At 43.0% G+C, this 17,104-nt stretch carries 15 protein-coding genes; 14 read left to right on the plus strand and 1 reads right to left on the minus strand.

The genetic code is table 11. From position 1 onward, the window contains the following. Positions 1-12: 12 nt before the first annotated feature. From ribBA to F975_RS03450, 13 genes are all read left to right on the plus strand, one after another. On the plus strand, positions 13-1,134 hold the full coding sequence (gene ribBA, locus F975_RS03390; RefSeq protein ID WP_004750189.1) for a bifunctional 3,4-dihydroxy-2-butanone-4-phosphate synthase/GTP cyclohydrolase II: 1,122 nt from the start codon (positions 13-15) through the stop codon (positions 1,132-1,134). A gap of 11 nt (positions 1,135-1,145) precedes the next feature. Next, positions 1,146-1,616, plus strand: a complete 471-nt coding sequence (ribH, locus tag F975_RS03395; RefSeq protein WP_004750191.1) for a 6,7-dimethyl-8-ribityllumazine synthase — start codon at positions 1,146-1,148, stop codon at positions 1,614-1,616. 3 nt (positions 1,617-1,619) lie between these two features. Continuing rightward, positions 1,620-2,066, plus strand: a complete 447-nt coding sequence (gene nusB / locus F975_RS03400) for a transcription antitermination factor NusB (protein ID WP_004750194.1) — start codon at positions 1,620-1,622, stop codon at positions 2,064-2,066. Between the two features lie 15 nt (positions 2,067-2,081). Continuing rightward, the gene (gene thiL, locus F975_RS03405; protein ID WP_004750196.1) at positions 2,082-2,999 is read left to right on the plus strand and encodes a thiamine-phosphate kinase; all 918 of its coding nucleotides are present in this window, start codon (positions 2,082-2,084) and stop codon (positions 2,997-2,999) included. A 22-nt stretch (positions 3,000-3,021) separates the two neighbouring features. Beyond that, positions 3,022-3,498: a phosphatidylglycerophosphatase A family protein gene (locus F975_RS03410; RefSeq protein ID WP_004750198.1), complete on the plus strand. Its 477-nt coding sequence runs from the start codon at positions 3,022-3,024 to the stop codon at positions 3,496-3,498. 20 nt (positions 3,499-3,518) lie between these two features. Next, positions 3,519-4,883: a bifunctional UDP-N-acetylglucosamine diphosphorylase/glucosamine-1-phosphate N-acetyltransferase GlmU gene (glmU, locus tag F975_RS03415; RefSeq protein ID WP_004750200.1), complete on the plus strand. Its 1,365-nt coding sequence runs from the start codon at positions 3,519-3,521 to the stop codon at positions 4,881-4,883. 12 nt (positions 4,884-4,895) lie between these two features. Continuing rightward, complete coding sequence (gene glmS, locus F975_RS03420) at positions 4,896-6,737, plus strand: glutamine--fructose-6-phosphate transaminase (isomerizing) (RefSeq protein ID WP_004750202.1); 1,842 nt, start codon at positions 4,896-4,898, stop codon at positions 6,735-6,737. 196 nt (positions 6,738-6,933) lie between these two features. Further along, entirely contained in the window at positions 6,934-7,533 is a 600-nt protein-coding gene (locus F975_RS03425) for a LysE/ArgO family amino acid transporter (RefSeq protein WP_004750204.1), read from the plus strand. A 526-nt stretch (positions 7,534-8,059) separates the two neighbouring features. Continuing rightward, the gene (mqo, locus tag F975_RS03430; RefSeq protein ID WP_004750206.1) at positions 8,060-9,667 is read left to right on the plus strand and encodes a malate dehydrogenase (quinone); all 1,608 of its coding nucleotides are present in this window, start codon (positions 8,060-8,062) and stop codon (positions 9,665-9,667) included. 90 nt (positions 9,668-9,757) lie between these two features. Beyond that, positions 9,758-11,008 carry an MFS transporter gene (locus F975_RS03435; protein ID WP_004750208.1) on the plus strand — a complete coding sequence of 417 codons (1,251 nt, stop codon included), beginning with the start codon at positions 9,758-9,760 and terminating at the stop codon, positions 11,006-11,008. 15 nt (positions 11,009-11,023) lie between these two features. After that, positions 11,024-11,467 (plus strand): hypothetical protein, encoded by a 444-nt coding sequence (locus F975_RS03440; RefSeq protein ID WP_004750210.1) that lies wholly within the window; start codon positions 11,024-11,026, stop codon positions 11,465-11,467. A gap of 126 nt (positions 11,468-11,593) precedes the next feature. Continuing rightward, positions 11,594-12,472, plus strand: a complete 879-nt coding sequence (locus F975_RS03445) for a homocysteine S-methyltransferase family protein (protein WP_034425643.1) — start codon at positions 11,594-11,596, stop codon at positions 12,470-12,472. A 2-nt stretch (positions 12,473-12,474) separates the two neighbouring features. Beyond that, positions 12,475-13,815 carry a basic amino acid/polyamine antiporter gene (locus F975_RS03450; protein WP_004750215.1) on the plus strand — a complete coding sequence of 447 codons (1,341 nt, stop codon included), beginning with the start codon at positions 12,475-12,477 and terminating at the stop codon, positions 13,813-13,815. A gap of 60 nt (positions 13,816-13,875) precedes the next feature. On the opposite strand, the gene gltP is transcribed toward F975_RS03450, so the two are convergent. Then, the gene (gene gltP / locus F975_RS03455; protein ID WP_004750216.1) at positions 13,876-15,162 is read right to left on the minus strand and encodes a glutamate/aspartate:proton symporter GltP; all 1,287 of its coding nucleotides are present in this window, start codon (positions 15,160-15,162) and stop codon (positions 13,876-13,878) included. A 527-nt stretch (positions 15,163-15,689) separates the two neighbouring features. On the opposite strand from gltP, the gene F975_RS03465 reads away from it, so the two are divergent. Then, positions 15,690-17,060 (plus strand): phosphohexomutase domain-containing protein, encoded by a 1,371-nt coding sequence (locus tag F975_RS03465; protein ID WP_004750218.1) that lies wholly within the window; start codon positions 15,690-15,692, stop codon positions 17,058-17,060. The last annotated feature ends 44 nt before the right edge of the window (positions 17,061-17,104 follow it).

Here is a 17,104-nt window from a genome sequence, read left to right on the forward strand (position 1 = left end):
AGGTAGGACAGGATGGCACTCAATACTGTTGAAGAGCTTGTCGAAGATATTCGTGCTGGCAAAATGGTCATCCTTATGGATGATGAAGATCGTGAAAATGAGGGTGACCTCATCATGGCAGCAACCCATGTGCGTGCCGAAGACATCAATTTCATGATTACCCATGCCCGTGGTCTCGTTTGTCTGACCTTGAGCAAAGATCGCTGTCAACAACTGAACTTACCTCTCATGGTCGATCAGAATGGCGCACAGCATGGCACTAACTTTACCTTATCCATAGAAGCAGCTGACGGGATTACCACAGGCATTTCTGCGGCAGAGCGCGCGCATACCATCCGCACTGCGGTGGCCGCGGCAGCCAAACCGTCCGATATTGTACAACCTGGGCATATTTTCCCGCTCATGGCACAACCTGGTGGCGTTTTACACCGAGCTGGGCATACCGAAGCAGGCTCGGATCTCTCACGTTTGGCAGGTTTAGAACCTGCATCTGTGATCTGTGAGATCATTAAAGAAGACGGCACCATGGCACGCCGTCCAGATTTAGAAATATTTGCTGAAAAACATGGCTTAAAAATTGGTACAATTGCCGACTTAATTCATTACCGTATGACCAATGAACAAACGGTCGAGCGTTTAAGCCAGCAAAACATTGAAACTGAATATGGCACATTGCAACTGTATCGTTATCAGGAGCAAGGTAGCCCAGACATTCATTTGGCTTTGGTGAAAGGTGAACCGAAACAAGGTGTCACCACTGTTCGTGTTCATGGGTTCAACCCAACGCGTGATTTATTAAAATTGAAAAAACAATCGGGCGAATCTGCATGGACAATTGACCATGCATTACAAACGATTGCCAACAGTGAACGTGGTGTTCTGGTTTGGATTGGTCAAAAAAGCTTACCTGACTTAGGCTCAGCTTTAGATGCATTAACTGCACCAACGCCAGTCAAATCCAATTCGGCATTGTCACATCAATATCAGACTATTGGGGTCGGTGCGCAAATTTTACGCGACTTGGGAGTGGAAAAAATGAAACTTCTCAGTTCGCCATTACGCTTCAATGCCCTTTCTGGTTTTAACTTAGAAGTGGTGGAATATATTTCTGCTGATCAATCTTTTGGAAAATAATCGAGGTTGCTATGGCGATTCGCCGTATAGAAGGTTTATTACATCTCGCGAGCGAAGGCCGTTACGCGATTTTGGTTGCTCGTTTCAATAGCTTTGTGGTTGAACATCTGCTTGAAGGCGCGATTGACACATTAAAACGTCATGGCGTTGCAGAAGAAAATATCACCGTTATTCATGCACCAGGTGCATGGGAACTGCCTGTTGTTGCGAAAAAGCTCGCGAATTCTGCACAGTTTGATGCGATTATTGCATTGGGTGCGGTCATTCGTGGTAGCACGCCACACTTTGACTTTGTTGCGGGTGAATGTGCTAAAGGTTTAGGTGTTGTTGGTTTAGAATCAAGTTTGCCTGTCATTAATGGCGTTTTAACGACCGACAGTATTGAACAAGCCATTGAACGCTCAGGCACCAAAGCGGGCAACAAAGGCAGTGAAGCTGCTTTGACGGCTATTGAAATGGTGAATTTGTTAAAGGCAATTTAATTCATGTCACAAACTTTACAAGCAATTTATGCAGCAAAACGCAAAGCACGTCGTTTTGCTGTACAAGGCGTCTATGAATGGCAAATGAGCCATAACCCTGTTCATGAAATTGAAGCGCGTACCCGTGCTGAAAATGCCATGCACAAGGTTGACTTAAACTACTATCACGAATTGTTAACCCAAATCGTGGCAGAGCATGAAACTCTGGATGAATTGCTCATTCCTGTACTTGACCGTGAAATTGATGCGCTTGACGGTGTCGAGCTCGCAACTTTACGTCTGGGTGCATACGAGTTACGCCATCATGCAGAAATTCCTTATCGTGTGGTGCTGGATGAAGCCATTGAACTGGCTAAACACTTCGGTGGGGCAGACAGCCACAAATACATCAACGGTGTATTGGATCGTTTAGCACATGTGCTACGCGAAGCTGAAAAACAACAAGGTTAATTGTTGTCAAACGCTATGGCCGAATTCTCGATTATTGATCGCTATTTCAAAACTGCTGCATCTGCGCAGGTCGACTTAGGTATTGGAGATGATTCGGCTATCGTTTCCCCACCCGTGGGGCAACAACTGGTCATCTGTACCGATACCCTCATCGCAGGGCGGCACTTCCCTCTTTCTACATCTGCACATGCCATCGGCTGGAAAAGCGTTGCGGTTAACCTTTCCGATCTGGCAGCCATGGGTGCAACTCCTCATAGTATTTTACTCGCGCTAAGCCTGCCACAGGTCGATGATGCTTGGTTACAGGATTTTAGCCAAGGCTTGTTTGACTGCTGTGCCCCTTATAATGTGCACCTGATTGGTGGCGATACCACCCAAAGTCCACATCTGACTATCAGTGTCACGGCTCTCGGCTGGATTCCAACCGCTCAGGGCATTACTCGTTCTGGTGCACAAGTGGGTGACTACGTAGTGGTCAGTGGGCAAGTGGGCGATGCGGCATTTGCCCTACAGCATCTTGGACATCCATTACAACAACGCTTGGACTACCCTTCTCCACGCTGTGAACTTGGACAAAGTTTACGTGGTCTGGCATCGAGCATGATTGATGTTTCAGATGGTCTGGCTCAAGATTTGGGGCATATTCTTAAAGCCTCGCATGTGGGTGCGACTTTATGGCTTGACCAACTACCTATTGATCCTGCTTTACACGTATTACCTCATACCGAGCAATGGCAATACGCACTCGCAGGTGGCGATGATTATGAGCTGTGCTTTACCATTTCTAAAGACAACTATCAGCGCCTGTGTCAACTTAACCCAGTAACGCCATTTACGATTATTGGCTGTATTCAGGCGGATTTAAGTTTAAAATTTGAATATCAGGGCGAGCCCCAATTCTTACAGCTAAGCGGATATCAACACTTTGCATAAATCACCTATTAAATTCCAAGAAATGTCTTGGTTTGATCGTTGCGTCGTGTTTTGTGGCGTAGGCTTGGGCTCAGGTCTCGCGCCTAAGGCACCTGGCACATTTGGTTCAGCCTTTGCCTTATTATTTATTCCAATTTGGCTATTTCTGGGCTTTTATACTTCAGTACTTGCCATTATTATTATGTCCTTAGTCGGGATCTGGATTTGTGGGCATACCGCCAAAGTCATTGGCGTACATGATGATGGGCGAATTGTCTGGGATGAGTTTGCAGGACAATCCATTACTTTATTGCCTTTAATCTTTTTTAACGTAATGCATATACAATGGGCACTGATTGGCTTTGGATTATTCCGTCTATTTGATATCTGGAAACCTTGGCCAATTCGTGTTGCTGACCAAAAGGTTGCAGGTGGCTTCGGTATCATGCTCGATGACATTATTGCAGGGCTTTGGGCTGCATTATGTATTACCATATATTTATTACTTTCAGGTGCTTAACGCCATTTAAGTAGGTTATTATGTCAACTACCGTGATTATTCTTGCAGCAGGTAAAGGCACGCGCATGCGCTCCAAATTACCAAAAGTGCTTCAACCACTCGCAGGACAACCTTTACTCGGTCATGTGATTCACACTGCTAAACAACTCCATGCTCAAAATATTATTACAATTTATGGACATGGCGGTGATTTGGTAAAAAATTCATTCCAGCATGAACATATTCAATGGGTCGAGCAAGCTGAGCAACTTGGTACAGGTCATGCTGTTCAAGTCACTTTACCTGTATTAGCACAAGATGGTATTTCCCTTATTTTATATGGTGATGTCCCTCTAGTACGTCAGCAGACTCTTGAGCAACTCGTTGCGGTTTCTAGTGAAACAGGCATTGGCATGATTACCCTCACGGTAGACAATCCAACAGGTTACGGGCGGATTGTACGTGACAATGGTAAAATTCAAGCCATTGTTGAACATAAAGATGCCTCAGATGAACAACGCCAGATTCAAGAAATTAACACAGGTATTTACTGTGTCAGCAATGCCAAACTGCATGAATGGCTACCCAAACTTTCCAACAATAACGCGCAAGGCGAATATTACCTGACCGACATTGTGGCAATGGCAGTAGCTGAAGGTTTAGAAATTGCATCAATTCAGCCTGAACAAGCCTTTGAAGTTGAAGGAGTGAATGACCGCATTCAACTGGCTGCTTTAGAACGTGAATTTCAAGCCCAGCAAGCTTTAGAACTAATGCGTCAGGGCGTAACGCTGACTGATCCGAAGCGTTTCGATTTACGTGGTAACCTCAAAGTTGGACACGATGTTCGTATTGACATCAATGTCATTATTGAAGGTGACTGTGAACTGGGCGATGGCGTTGAAATTGGTACAGGCTGTGTGCTGAAAAATACTAAAATTGCCGCAGGAACTAAAGTTCAGCCTTACAGCATTTTCGATGGCGCAATTGTCGGTGAAGATACGCAAATTGGTCCATTTGCCCGTTTACGTCCAGGTGCAAAACTCGCCAATGAAGTCCACATCGGTAACTTTGTTGAAGTCAAAAATACAAGTATTGGTTTAGGCTCTAAAGCCAACCACTTTACCTATTTAGGCGATGCTGAAGTGGGTGCTGGTTCGAACATCGGCGCAGGAACCATTACCTGTAACTACGATGGCGCAAACAAACACAAAACCCTGATTGGCGATGCCGTATTTATTGGCTCAAACAGCTCACTGGTTGCTCCCGTCAAAGTCGGCAGTGGTGCAACCGTGGGTGCAGGTTCAGTCATTACTCGTGATGTTGCAGAAAATGCGCTGGCATTTGAACGCGCTCAGCAAGTCGAAAAAACAAATTATCAACGTCCTCAAAAGACTAAGAAATAAAAGGTAAATTCTATGTGTGGTATTGTTGGTGGCGTTGCAGAACGAAATATCAGCGAGATTTTGATTGAAGGTCTCAAGCGTCTTGAATACCGTGGTTACGACTCGGCAGGACTGGCACTCATTAGTCATGGACAAGTCCTTCGCGAACGCCGCGTTGGTAAAGTGGTTAACCTTGAAGAAGCGGTGAAAACCCATCAGGTTGCAGGGACTTTGGGAATTGCACATACGCGCTGGGCAACCCACGGTAAACCGACTGAAACCAATGCTCATCCGCATATTTCAGGCAAAGTGGCTGTAGTACATAACGGTATCATTGAAAACTATGCTGAACTCAAAGCCGATTTACAAGCACAGGGTTATGTGTTTAGTTCTCAAACCGATACTGAAGTGGTCGCACACTTGGTGGATGAAGCCCTAAAAACTGCCGATTCATTGTTAGTCGCGGTACAAAGCATTGTGTCAAAATTCAAAGGCGCTTATGCACTCGGGATTGTTCATGCAGACTATCCAGATGAACTGATTACTGTACGTGAAGGTTCTCCACTGGTGATTGGTGTCGGGATTGGTGAAAACTTTATTGGTTCAGACCAGTTGGCATTGTTACCGATTACCAACCGCTTTATTTACCTTGAAGAGGGTGATATTGCTCGTCTAACCCGTAGCAGCATTGAAATTTATGCACATGGTACTCAAGCCATTCAACGTCCTGTTAAAGAGCTTGATGCAACGGTGAGTAATTCATCTAAAGGTGAATACAAACACTACATGCTCAAAGAAATTTATGAGCAACCAGAAGCTTTGCAGCAAACAATTTCTCAGGCACTCAATGGCAATGCCTTACGTGAAGATTTCCTTGCTGATGCAGAAATCAACTTTAGTAATATTGAGCAAATCCAGATTATTGCCTGTGGTACCAGTTACCATGCCGGCATGATTGCCAAATACTGGGCAGAACAACTGATTGATGTGCCTTGTCAGGTCGAAATTGCCAGTGAATTCCGCTATCGCTCTCCTGTGATTATTAACCGTACCTTGTATGTGTGTATCTCACAGTCAGGTGAAACTGCCGATACACTTGCTGCACTACGCGACACGCAAAAACGTGCTGCAGCTAAAGGCTTAAATATTGCCACCATGACCATCTGTAACGTCGCAACTTCATCGATGGTACGCGAAACTGACCATCATTTATTGACGTTGGCAGGTCCTGAAATTGGTGTGGCTTCGACCAAGGCCTTTACGACACAGTTGGCAGCATTAATGCTGTTATTACTGAAAATTGGGCAGGTCAAACAACGGATTTCTGCTGAGCAGATGACTGAAATTACAAATGCGCTTTGGCATTGTCCGAAAGTCATCCTAGATACTTTACAACACAATGCTGAAATTCTGCGCTTGTCTGAATTGTTTGTTGAAAAGCAGCACTGCCTGTTCTTGGGTCGCGGAACGCATTTCCCAATCGCATTGGAAGGCGCGCTAAAACTCAAAGAGATTTCTTATATTCATGCTGAAGGTTATGCTGCAGGCGAATTGAAACATGGCCCATTGGCACTAGTTGACAATGATATGCCTGTGGTCATTCTTGCTCCGAAAGATGACATGCTCGACAAACTCAAGTCCAATATGGAAGAAGTTCAGGCACGTGGTGGCGAGCTGTTTATTTTTGCCGATGAGCAAAGTGGAATTACTGAAAAAGACCGTCAACATGTGGTCAATATTCCAAGTGTGAATACATGGTTAGCGCCAATTGTTTACAGTGTGCCTGTACAATTGCTCTCATACCATGTTGCGGTACTTCGTGGTACAGACGTTGACCAGCCACGTAACCTCGCCAAGAGTGTTACAGTCGAATAAGGTTTCTGTAAAAAGAGTAGAAAAACTCTCTGTAACCATAATACATCCAAACCGCCAGTGATTTTTAAATCACTGGCGGTTTTTCTTTATATTCAAAATAAAATTTTTTTAGCCATCCCAATATTTTTTTAGTTTTGCTGCTTTAAAAGTCTCTAAAAATCATAATGCTGAAAATTTCATTTTTACTGAGTTGATCATGTCGGCATTTTTTTATGGTCTGAGTACTGGGTTTTCTTTGCTGCTCGCGATTGGGGCGCAAAATGCATTTGTTCTCAAGCAAGGGCTGAAACAACAATATCTGTTTTGGGTTGCCCTGATTTGTGCCCTCTCCGATTCTCTTTTGATTTTTCTTGGGGTTAAGGGTTTTTCACACGTGATTGTTCAATTTCCACACATCCCGATGATTGCACAATACGTTGGAGCAGTATTTTTATTTGGCTATGGCTTACGCAGTTTTTATCAAGCCCTTTATAGCACTGTTGCCTTGGATCCCAGTCAGCACGAACCAGAAAGCCAATTGAAAATTATCGGGATATGTCTGGCATTAACATGGCTCAACCCACATGTCTATTTAGATACCATGTTGCTGGTCGGTTCGGTTTCTACGCAATTCCCCCCCGAAACCCATCTGTTTGCCTGTGGTGCAATCCTCGCATCATGGCTGTTTTTCTTTAGTCTGGCTTATGGTGCCAAAATATTGCTGCCTATATTTCAGCGCCCGCAATCATGGAAAATTCTGGATACTGTCATTGGCTGTATCATGTGGGGAATTGCGTTGCACTTAGCCACGGGCTAAAACCCTAAAATTGACTGCATATTCTGGCAATGTGTAGTTTTTTAATGTGCCATTTACACTCAAGTGATGACTTTACAAATCACAGTGTCGCGCCCCTGCACTTTCATCCAAATAAAAAACTGATTTGATCCGATCTTTTAAGTATGATTCATCGCAAATTTTAAACTTTTAGGTATTTATAATTATAACTAAACAATTGAAACCATTTTATTTTATTTATATTTTTCATTAATTTGCATGAAAATATAATTATTTTTGAAAGAAAATGAATATTTTCAAAAATTCAAATAAACACAAGTATTTAAATATCAATATTTTTTAAATAAAAATAAATAGAACAATTATATTTAAAAAAACTTTCTATTAATATATCTACACAATTGTTATACTAAAGTCTTATTTCGTTCAATCTCTGTTCTCGCTTCTTAAATATCCTGTTTTATTTTTTAGCACCTTTTGAACACTTTTTATGTCGATCTTTTTGCCGATTTTTCTGGCAAGTCATTTAATTTTTAAGGTCAATTGAATGCGTAAGTTTTTAAAAGCTTTATTAATACTGCTCTTGGTATTGATAATTCTTGCTGTGATATTTTTGTTTAGACCGATTGCGTCTAAAAAAATTAATACAACCCAAGGTGAACCTGTTGTTGATGTTGTGCTGATTGGTGGTGGCATCATGAGTGCGACACTTGGGACTTATCTGAATGAGTTACAGCCAAACTGGCAAATTCGTATGTATGAGCGCCTCGATAACGTTGCACTCGAAAGCTCAAACGGCTTTAACAATGCAGGTACGGGTCACTCAGGCTTCATGGAAATGAACTATACCGAAGAAAAAGACGGTAAAATGGACATTTCTAAAGCAGAAAAAGTCGCGTCTCAGTTTGAAGTCGCAAAACAATTCTGGGCATACCAAGTCAAACAAGGCGTTTTGGGCATACCAACCAGCTTTATTAATCTTGTACCTCATCATGCTTTTGTAATGGATGACAACGTTCAATTCCTTGAAAAACGTTATGCAGCCATGATCAAAAGCCCATTCTTCCAAGGTATGAAGTTTACTGAAGACCCAAATCAGATTAAGCAATGGGCTCCTTTGGTCATGGAAGGGCGTGACCCGAAACAGAAAGTTGCGGCAACCCGTATGGAAATTGGTTCTGATGTGAACTATGGTTCGATCACGCGCCAATTGGTTGGGCATTTGGAAAAATCGCCAAACTTCAAATTGCAAACATCTACCGAAGTGACGGGTATTAGCCCAAATGATGACAAAACTTGGTCTGTTGCATTTAAAGATTTAAAAACAGGCAAAGTCGACCATGTCAAAACTCGCTTTGTGTTTATTGGTGCAGGCGGTGCAGCAATTAAAATGTTGCAAATGACTGGCTTACCAGAAGCGAAGCAATATGCTGGTTTCCCTGTGGGCGGCGAATTCCTGATTACCGACAATCCAAAAGTTGCAGCGCAACATACAGCGAAATTGTATGGTCGTGCTGACTTTGGCGCGCCACCAATGTCCGTACCACATATCGATACCCGTTATATTGATGGTAAGAAATATGTGCTGTTTGGCCCATTTGCAACTTACTCAAACAAGTTCCTGAAAAATGGTTCACAGCTTGATCTGATTGCCAATACCAACAAAAACAACGTTTTGCCAATGACTGCAATCGGTATGGAAAACATGGACTTGGTGAAATATCTGATTAGCCAAGTGATGATGTCGGACGAAGACCGCTTCCGTGAGTTGAAACGCTACTATCCAAATGCCAACCCGAAAGACTGGCACTTAAGCCAAGGTGGTCAGCGCGTACAGATCATTAAGAAAGAACCTGGCCAACCTGCAAAATTGCAGTTTGGTACTGAAGTTTTTGTGTCCAAAGACCATGCAATTGCAGCATTGATGGGTGCTTCTCCAGGCGCATCCACTTCGCCATACATCATTTTGAATGTTCTGGAAAAAGCCTTCCCGACACAAACCAAAGGTGCATGGAACGGCAAGTTGCATGAAATTATTCGCTCTTATCAACAAGACTTGGGCGAAAACCCAGCGTTGTTAGATCAGGTGCGTCAATACACCAGCTCAACACTGGGCTTACATTACACGCCTGTTGCCGAGCAAGCGCACAAATAATTTAAATCATCAAAAGCAGAAGGGATGAAGCCATTCATCCCTTTTGTCATTTTTAAGCCCGAACCTATTTTTTGATTTTCAATATCCCTAATGTCTGACACGATTTCACCTTTTGCTGCCCTGACTTGTCGCGATTTCTCGTTGCTGACGATCAATCAGTGCTGCCTGACGCTGGCGGTTTTGATTCAGGAAGTAGTGCTAGGTTTTTATTTATATCAACTGACCCACAACCCGATTCTACTTGGTCTAGTCGGATTGGCAGAGTTTGTACCCTTTGCGCTGCTCTCGCTTTGGGGTGGTTATATTGCTGACCGTTTTAACCGACAACGCATTTTACAGCTCAGTTTTAGCAGTTCGATTCCATTGTCAGCATTGCTCTGGTTATGTTTTTCTAGCCATCAACAACAGCTTTTATCCGATACACCATTTTTAGTCGGTGTTTACGGGATCATCTTTTTATTTGGCTGTATTCGCGGGGTTTATAGCCCGTGTTTTAATTCGCTACGCCCGTTTCTGGTTCCTGAAAAACTGTACAGTAATGCCGCAACATGGACGGCATTATGTTGGCAAATCAATGCGGTGCTTGCTCCTGTTTTGGCTGGATTACTGCTGGCGCATGCAGGTTTAAATACAACTTTTTTGCTGATTGTACTGCTATTTATGCTCGGCAGTCTGGCACTTTGGCAGCTCAAAGCACGAGATTTTCCACCGCTTGCCAATGGCTCAGTCTGGTCAAGCCTGAAAGATGCTGCGGCATTTTTACTGCAAAGCCGGGTGCTGTTCTGGGCGATGTTGCTGGATGTCACCTCGGTATTTTTTGGCGGTGTGATCGCACTGCTGCCGATGTTTGCTCAAGATGTGCTGCATCTCGATGCCGATGGTTTTGGGTTGCTACGCGCTGCCCCTGCCTGTGGTTCGTTGCTGATGATGAGCACGTTGGTGAAGTTCCCACCCCAACAGCAACTTTGGTACAAAATGCTGTGTGCCGTTGCAGGGTTTGCCTGCTGTGGTTTTGCCTTTGCCCTGAGTCGGCATCTCTACCTTGCGGTACTGATCTTGCTACTGATGGGTGCATGTGACAGTTATAGCATTGTGATTCGGCAGACTTTATTACAACTGATTCCACCCAAAGCCATGCTAGGGCGGATTGCCGCGATTAATGGGATTTTTGTTACCTCAGGCAATCAGCTCGGCGCATTACAGTCCAGTATTCTAGCACGTTTATTTGGGATTATTCCCGCGATGCTACTCGGTTCAAGTTTATCTTTACTGACGGTGCTGCTGAGTTACCGACAAACCCGTGATCAGGCTTCTGATCGTTCTTTTTCCAATGAAACCTAAGTGTGTTTGTCGTTTATGTCTTGGTCAAAATTGAGTCTCTGTCTTCTATATAGTTTATTTGGCTTGGTCATTTTGCATGCCTGCTATATTGCAATTTTAGGTGGAACGGCGATTTTCTTTTGGCTCGACCTCAGCTTAGTTGTGGTTTATCAATTGCAACTCAAACAAAGTTTGTTACGCAGTTGTAGCTTGCTGATTTTACCGATTTGTCTGTTGTTATCGCTGTATCTGCATTTGTCTTTTATTGGGCTGCTGTTACCGCATTTGAGTCTGTCCGCCTATTATTTCTCTGGTCGCTCTAAACAGCTCACTAAATGTCAGCATTTACTCTTGGCGAGCCTGCTGAGTGTATGTTTGCTGATTTTTTTGAGCGTACAGATCACTTATTTTCATCAGCTACAACAGCACTATGCTGCATTTCATACAGATGAGTCATGGCAACAGTTTGGCGCTTTATAAACAGTTAAGAATAAATGTTTAGCTTCATGATTTTACTGAATATGGTTATCAGAAACTCCATTAACCGACAAATAAGCTTTTGCGCATACTAGAGCGCTTTTCGTAAAACTTTAGAAGAATTGTATGATGAAAATTTTAGATGGTGGTGTAGGACGTGAATTGGCGCGTCGTGGTGCACCATTTCGTCAACCAGAGTGGTCTGCACTTGCCCTTTGGGAAGCTCCCGAAATTGTCAAAGATGTGCATCTCGACTTTATTCAGTCAGGTGCAGAAGTCATTACCACCAATAACTATGCCGTAGTTCCTTTTCATATCGGTCAGGAACGTTTCGATGCTGAAGTTCGCCAACTGGTTCAAGTCGCGGTTAATCAGGCCAAACAGGCGGTTCAGGAAAGTGGTCGAGATGTCCAGATCGCAGGTTGCTTGCCACCATTATTTGGTTCGTACCGCGCTGACTTGTTCCAAGAAGATCATGTGCGTGAACTGGCTTTGCCGATTATTGAAACATTGGCAGATCAGGTCGATTTCTGGTTAGCAGAAACCCAATCCAGCCTGAAAGAAGTGGAAATGGTGCACAACCTGCTTCCAAAAGATGGCAAAGCGTACTGTGTCTCTTTCACCTTGCAAGATGTGTTGCGACAAGACCGTGCTTACTTGCGTTCGGGTGAAAACCTTGCTCAAGTGGTTGAAGTGATTCGTCGTATCGGTGCAAAAGCCGTGCTATTTAACTGCTGTCAGCCTGAAGTGATTTTGCAAGCGATTCAGGAAATCAAACAACTTGCTCCTGAGTTGACCATTGGTGCCTATGCCAATGCTTTTCCACCACAAGATGAATCAGCCACTGCCAACGATGGCTTGGATGAAGTGCGTCAAGATCTTGATCCAACGGCTTACTTAAGCTTTGCCAAACAATGGCAAGATGCAGGAGCATCTTTAATTGGTGGTTGCTGTGGTATTACGCCTGCGCACATTGCCGAGCTTTCTGCTTTTTTTAAAGAAGAATAATCATGTCTTCTACAAAAATTGGTTTACTGTCGCTGACCGCACTGGTGTTTAGCTCCATGGTCGGCTCTGGGGTGTTTAGCTTGCCGCAGAACATGGCAGCCGTTGCCAATGGTTCAGCCCTGCTGCTTGCATGGTTGATTACAGGCGTTGGCATTTTATTTTTGGCATTTTCACTGTTGTATTTATCGCGTCAGTATCCTGAACTGGATGGCGGAATTTATAACTATGCCCGTGCAGGTTTTGGCGAGCTGATTGGCTTCTGCTCGGCATGGGGTTACTGGCTGTGTACCACGATCGGCATTGTCGGCTATGTGGTGATCGTATTTTCAAGTCTCGGCACATTTGTGGATAGCAAAGAACATGTAATCTTTGGTGATGGCAATACCCTTTATGCCCTGATCGGTTCATCGATCTTTGTCTGGCTAGTACACTGGCTGGTCAGTCGCGGGATTAAAGAAGCAGCCGTGGTCAATTTGATCGCCACGATTGCCAAAATCGTACCGATGGTGGTGTTTATTGCCTGTAGTTTGGTCGCATTTAAACTGGATGTATTCCAACTCAACTTGCATGATTTCTCCCTAAAAATGCCACTTTGGGAACAGGTCAAAGACCTGATGCTGATTACCTTATGGGTATTTACAGGCATTGAAGGTGCCGTGGTGCTGTCTTCTCGTGCACGCAATCGTCATGACATTGGTAAAGCCACTGTGTTTGGAGTGTTATTGGCTCTCGCCTTTTATGTAATGGTCACGGTTTTGTCTTACGGCGTAACGAGTCGTGCCGAAATTGCAGGTATGCATAATCCATCTATGGCAACCCTTTTGACCCAGTTGATTGGTTTACTAGGCACGATTGTGATTACCGTAGGTCTAATGATTTCAGTGGCATCATCTTATTTAAGCTGGACATTGTTCGCCACGGAAATCCCTTTCTTGGCTGCGAAGAATGGCGCTTTCCCTGCAACCTTCCTCAAGACCAACGCCAATAACGTACCAATTTCATCGCTGTGGCTGACTTCGATTGTGGTACAAGCTGCATTGATTGGCGTGTATTTTTTCAATAAAAACTACACATGGTTATTAATGATTTCTTCCGTGATGATTCTGTTGCCGTATTTGTTGGTTTCGGCTTTTTATCTAAAAGAATCAGGCAAAAATAAACAGCCAAAACACATCCTGATTGCTCTCGTTGCGACAGTTTATGCAGTGTGGTTATTGTATGCCGCAGATCTGTCTTTACTGTGGGATTCGGTACAACTGTACATGGTCGGGCTAATGATTTTCATCTATAGCTATGTAAAACATAAAAAACGCCTTACCATGGATGACCAATCATTCACATAAATCAATCTGACATAAAAAAACGGCTCTGATGAGCCGTTTTTTTATCTGCCACAAATCATCTTATTTGTAAGATGCTTCATAAGCTTTTGCTTTGTCTTCGTCGAATTGCTTCTGCCATTTACTGATGACTAGTACAGCCAAGGCATTACCAACCACGTTAAGTGCAGTACGTGCCATATCTAAAATACGGTCAACACCTGCAATAAACGCCAGACCTTCCAGTGGAATACCGACTGAACCCAAAGTCGCCAATAACACCACGAAAGATACGCCAGGAACACCTGCGATCCCTTTCGATGTCACCATGAGGGTCAAGACCAGCACGATTTCTTGAGTAATCGACAAGTCAATACCGTAAAGCTGAGCAATAAAGATCGCTGCGATACTTTGATAGAGTGTTGAACCATCAAGGTTGAATGAATAACCTGTTGGTACGACAAAGCTCGCAATGGCTTTTGGTGCACCGTAAGCTTCCATTTTTTCCATGATACGTGGCAAAACGGTTTCAGAGCTTGCAGTTGAGTACGCCAAAATCAATTCGTCTTTAAGAATCTTGATCAGGGTAAAAATGTTTAGACCACAGATTTTTGCCACCAGACCGAGTACACCGATACCGAAGAACAAAATTGCACCATAAACCAAAATCACCAGTTTTGCCAAAGGCACTAAAGATGCAAAACCGAAAGTTGCTACAGTCGCTGTAATCAGTGCAAATACACCCACAGGCGCATAGAGCATGATCATGTGTGTGACTTTAAACATCGATTCAGAAACTGCTTTCAACACATTCAGTAATGGTTGTTTGGTTTCTACAGGAAGAGCAGCTAAACCAATCCCGAACATTACCGAGAAGAAAATAATCGGTAACATCTGCCCACTTGCCATCGCACTGAAGATGTTCGATGGAATAAGGGACAAGATCGTTTGCATCAAACCATGAGATTGCGATTTTACTTCTTCAGTCGTATGTTCATATTGGGAAATATCCACTTTATGAAGCAACGACATGTCAACGCCTGTACCAGGATGGAAGACATTGGCACACAAGATACCGACAACAATCGCAATTGTGGTAATAATTTCAAAGTAAAGAATGGTTTTTACACCCAAGATCCCAAGCTTTTTGGAATCTCCAACCCCGGCAATACCCAAGATTAAAGTTGAAATCACAATCGGTACAACGATCATCTTGATCAAGTTAATAAAAATTTGACCGGCTGGTTTCAAAAAGTTATTCACAACATTTTGCTGAATATCGGGTTGGTTGTGTAAAATTGTTCCCACAACGATACCCAAAATCAATGCAATTAAGATTTGCCAGGCAAGACTAATCTTGAATTTATTCATAGGCTGAGACCTTATACGATCCAGTTAGTTGTCCACAGTAATGTGGCAGACATTAACGACGGAAGATGGAAAAGAATAAAGCATATAAGTCGAAATCCAATTTCGAGGCCGCTCCAAAATGGGACTACTCTACTCATGGGTTATTCTCTCGTCAACATAAAAAAATTACAAACAACGAACAAAAAAAACCTGCAATAAAAAATATTTATTTAATTCAAAATGTTATTTTTACTTTTAAATTTATTTTTTTATTAAGAATTTATTAACAATTCATTAAAACATCTTACTCCATATGAATAAAATATCAAAAACATAACTATAAGTTATTATTTTTCATATATTTAATTTCTATTTTTTTATAAAAACCTCCAATATTAATTGGAAAAATGTCTAATTGCTTAAAATTCCAATTTATGCTTTAAAAGTTCATGGTTTCGAGGTCATCTGTTGTATTCATACGTATAAACACGCCCCTAAAGCCCGCTATAATATGCGGGTCAAATAACCATATTATTCCTCTGTAAATCATGACTAAACTCAGCTGTTTTAAAGCCTACGACATTCGAGGCAAACTCGAAACTGAACTTAACAAAGAAATTGCCTATAAAATTGGTCGTGCTTACGGTCAAATCTATCAACCTAAAACCGTTGCAGTAGGCTGCGATGTGCGTCTTAGTAGTGAAAGCCTCAAACAAGCCACGATTCGCGGTTTAAACGATGCAGGGGTCAATGTGCTTGACTTGGGCATGACAGGAACAGAAGAAGTCTACTTTGCAGCTTTTCATCTCGATGTTCAGGGTGGAATTGAAGTGACCGCAAGTCACAACCCGATGGACTATAATGGCATGAAACTGGTGCGGGAAAATGCCCGCCCGATCAGTGCCGATACAGGCTTAAAAGAGATTCAGGCATTGGCTGAAACGGCTGCATTTACTGAAGTCAGTCAGAAAGGAACCACTCAAAGCTATAATATTCTAGCTGAGTTTGTGCAACATCTTTTGACTTACATTCAACCTGAAAAAATTCGCCCGCTAAAACTGGTGGTCAATGCAGGTAATGGTGCCGCAGGTCATGTAATTGATGCCATTGAAACACAATTTCAAGCCCTCAATGTCCCTATCGAATTTATCAAGGTTCATCATGAAGCCGATGGCACATTCCCAAATGGCATTCCTAACCCATTGCTGATTGAAAACCGTGACAGCACTTCACAAGCCGTGATTGCACATCAAGCCGATATGGGCATCGCATGGGATGGCGACTTTGACCGCTGCTTCCTGTTCGATGAAAAAGGTCAGTTTATTGAAGGCTATTATATTGTCGGTTTACTGGCACAAGCCTTCTTGTTACAACATCCAAATGAAAAGATTGTGCATGATCCTCGTCTGGTCTGGAACACACAAGATCTTGTCGAGAAATACCAAGGGCAAACGATACAGTCCAAATCAGGTCATGCTTTTATTAAGCAAATCATGCGTGAAGAAAATGCGATTTATGGTGGTGAAATGAGTGCCCACCACTATTTCCGTGATTTCGCCTACTGTGATAGCGGCATGATTCCATGGCTATTGGTCGCAAACCTCTTGTCTGAAACCCAACAATCTTTGTCGAGTCTGGTCGAAGACATGATTGCCAAGTTCCCATGCAGCGGTGAAATCAACTTTAAAGTCGCTGACAGCCAAGCAACAATTCAGAAAATTTTTGATCATTATGCCGATCAAAACCCGATCATTGACCGTACCGATGGCGTGAGCCTGGACTTTGGTGCATGGCGTGTCAATGTTCGTTCTTCTAATACTGAACCGCTGTTACGCTTAAACATTGAAAGTCGTCGTGATAAACAACCTCGCCCAATGCAAAGCTATGTGGATGAACTTTCAGCCATGATTCAAAGTTAATCACGGTTGATCATTCAGTAATTAAAAAAGCTCGGTAGTTGACC

The sequence above is a fragment of the Acinetobacter brisouisimilis genome (genome assembly GCF_000368265.1).
Lineage (GTDB): Bacteria > Pseudomonadota > Gammaproteobacteria > Pseudomonadales > Moraxellaceae > Acinetobacter.

Excerpts from the sequence above, each read along its gene's own strand:
- F975_RS03410 (WP_004750198.1), top strand. The coding sequence starts at position 3,022 with ATGTCTTGGTTTGATCGTTGCGTCGTGTTTTGTGGCGTAGGCTTGGGC.
- nusB (WP_004750194.1), top strand. The coding sequence starts at position 1,620 with ATGTCACAAACTTTACAAGCAATTTATGCAGCAAAACGCAAAGCACGT.
- thiL (WP_004750196.1), top strand. The coding sequence starts at position 2,082 with ATGGCCGAATTCTCGATTATTGATCGCTATTTCAAAACTGCTGCATCT.
- glmS (WP_004750202.1), top strand. The coding sequence starts at position 4,896 with ATGTGTGGTATTGTTGGTGGCGTTGCAGAACGAAATATCAGCGAGATT.
- F975_RS03435 (WP_004750208.1), top strand. The coding sequence starts at position 9,758 with ATGTCTGACACGATTTCACCTTTTGCTGCCCTGACTTGTCGCGATTTC.
- F975_RS03450 (WP_004750215.1), top strand. The coding sequence starts at position 12,475 with ATGTCTTCTACAAAAATTGGTTTACTGTCGCTGACCGCACTGGTGTTT.
- F975_RS03445 (WP_034425643.1), top strand. The coding sequence starts at position 11,594 with ATGAAAATTTTAGATGGTGGTGTAGGACGTGAATTGGCGCGTCGTGGT.
- glmU (WP_004750200.1), top strand. The coding sequence starts at position 3,519 with ATGTCAACTACCGTGATTATTCTTGCAGCAGGTAAAGGCACGCGCATG.
- ribH (WP_004750191.1), top strand. The coding sequence starts at position 1,146 with ATGGCGATTCGCCGTATAGAAGGTTTATTACATCTCGCGAGCGAAGGC.
- ribBA (WP_004750189.1), top strand. The coding sequence starts at position 13 with ATGGCACTCAATACTGTTGAAGAGCTTGTCGAAGATATTCGTGCTGGC.
- F975_RS03440 (WP_004750210.1), top strand. The coding sequence starts at position 11,024 with ATGTCTTGGTCAAAATTGAGTCTCTGTCTTCTATATAGTTTATTTGGC.
- mqo (WP_004750206.1), top strand. The coding sequence starts at position 8,060 with ATGCGTAAGTTTTTAAAAGCTTTATTAATACTGCTCTTGGTATTGATA.
- F975_RS03425 (WP_004750204.1), top strand. The coding sequence starts at position 6,934 with ATGTCGGCATTTTTTTATGGTCTGAGTACTGGGTTTTCTTTGCTGCTC.
- gltP (WP_004750216.1), bottom strand. The coding sequence starts at position 15,162 with ATGAATAAATTCAAGATTAGTCTTGCCTGGCAAATCTTAATTGCATTG.
- F975_RS03465 (WP_004750218.1), top strand. The coding sequence starts at position 15,690 with ATGACTAAACTCAGCTGTTTTAAAGCCTACGACATTCGAGGCAAACTC.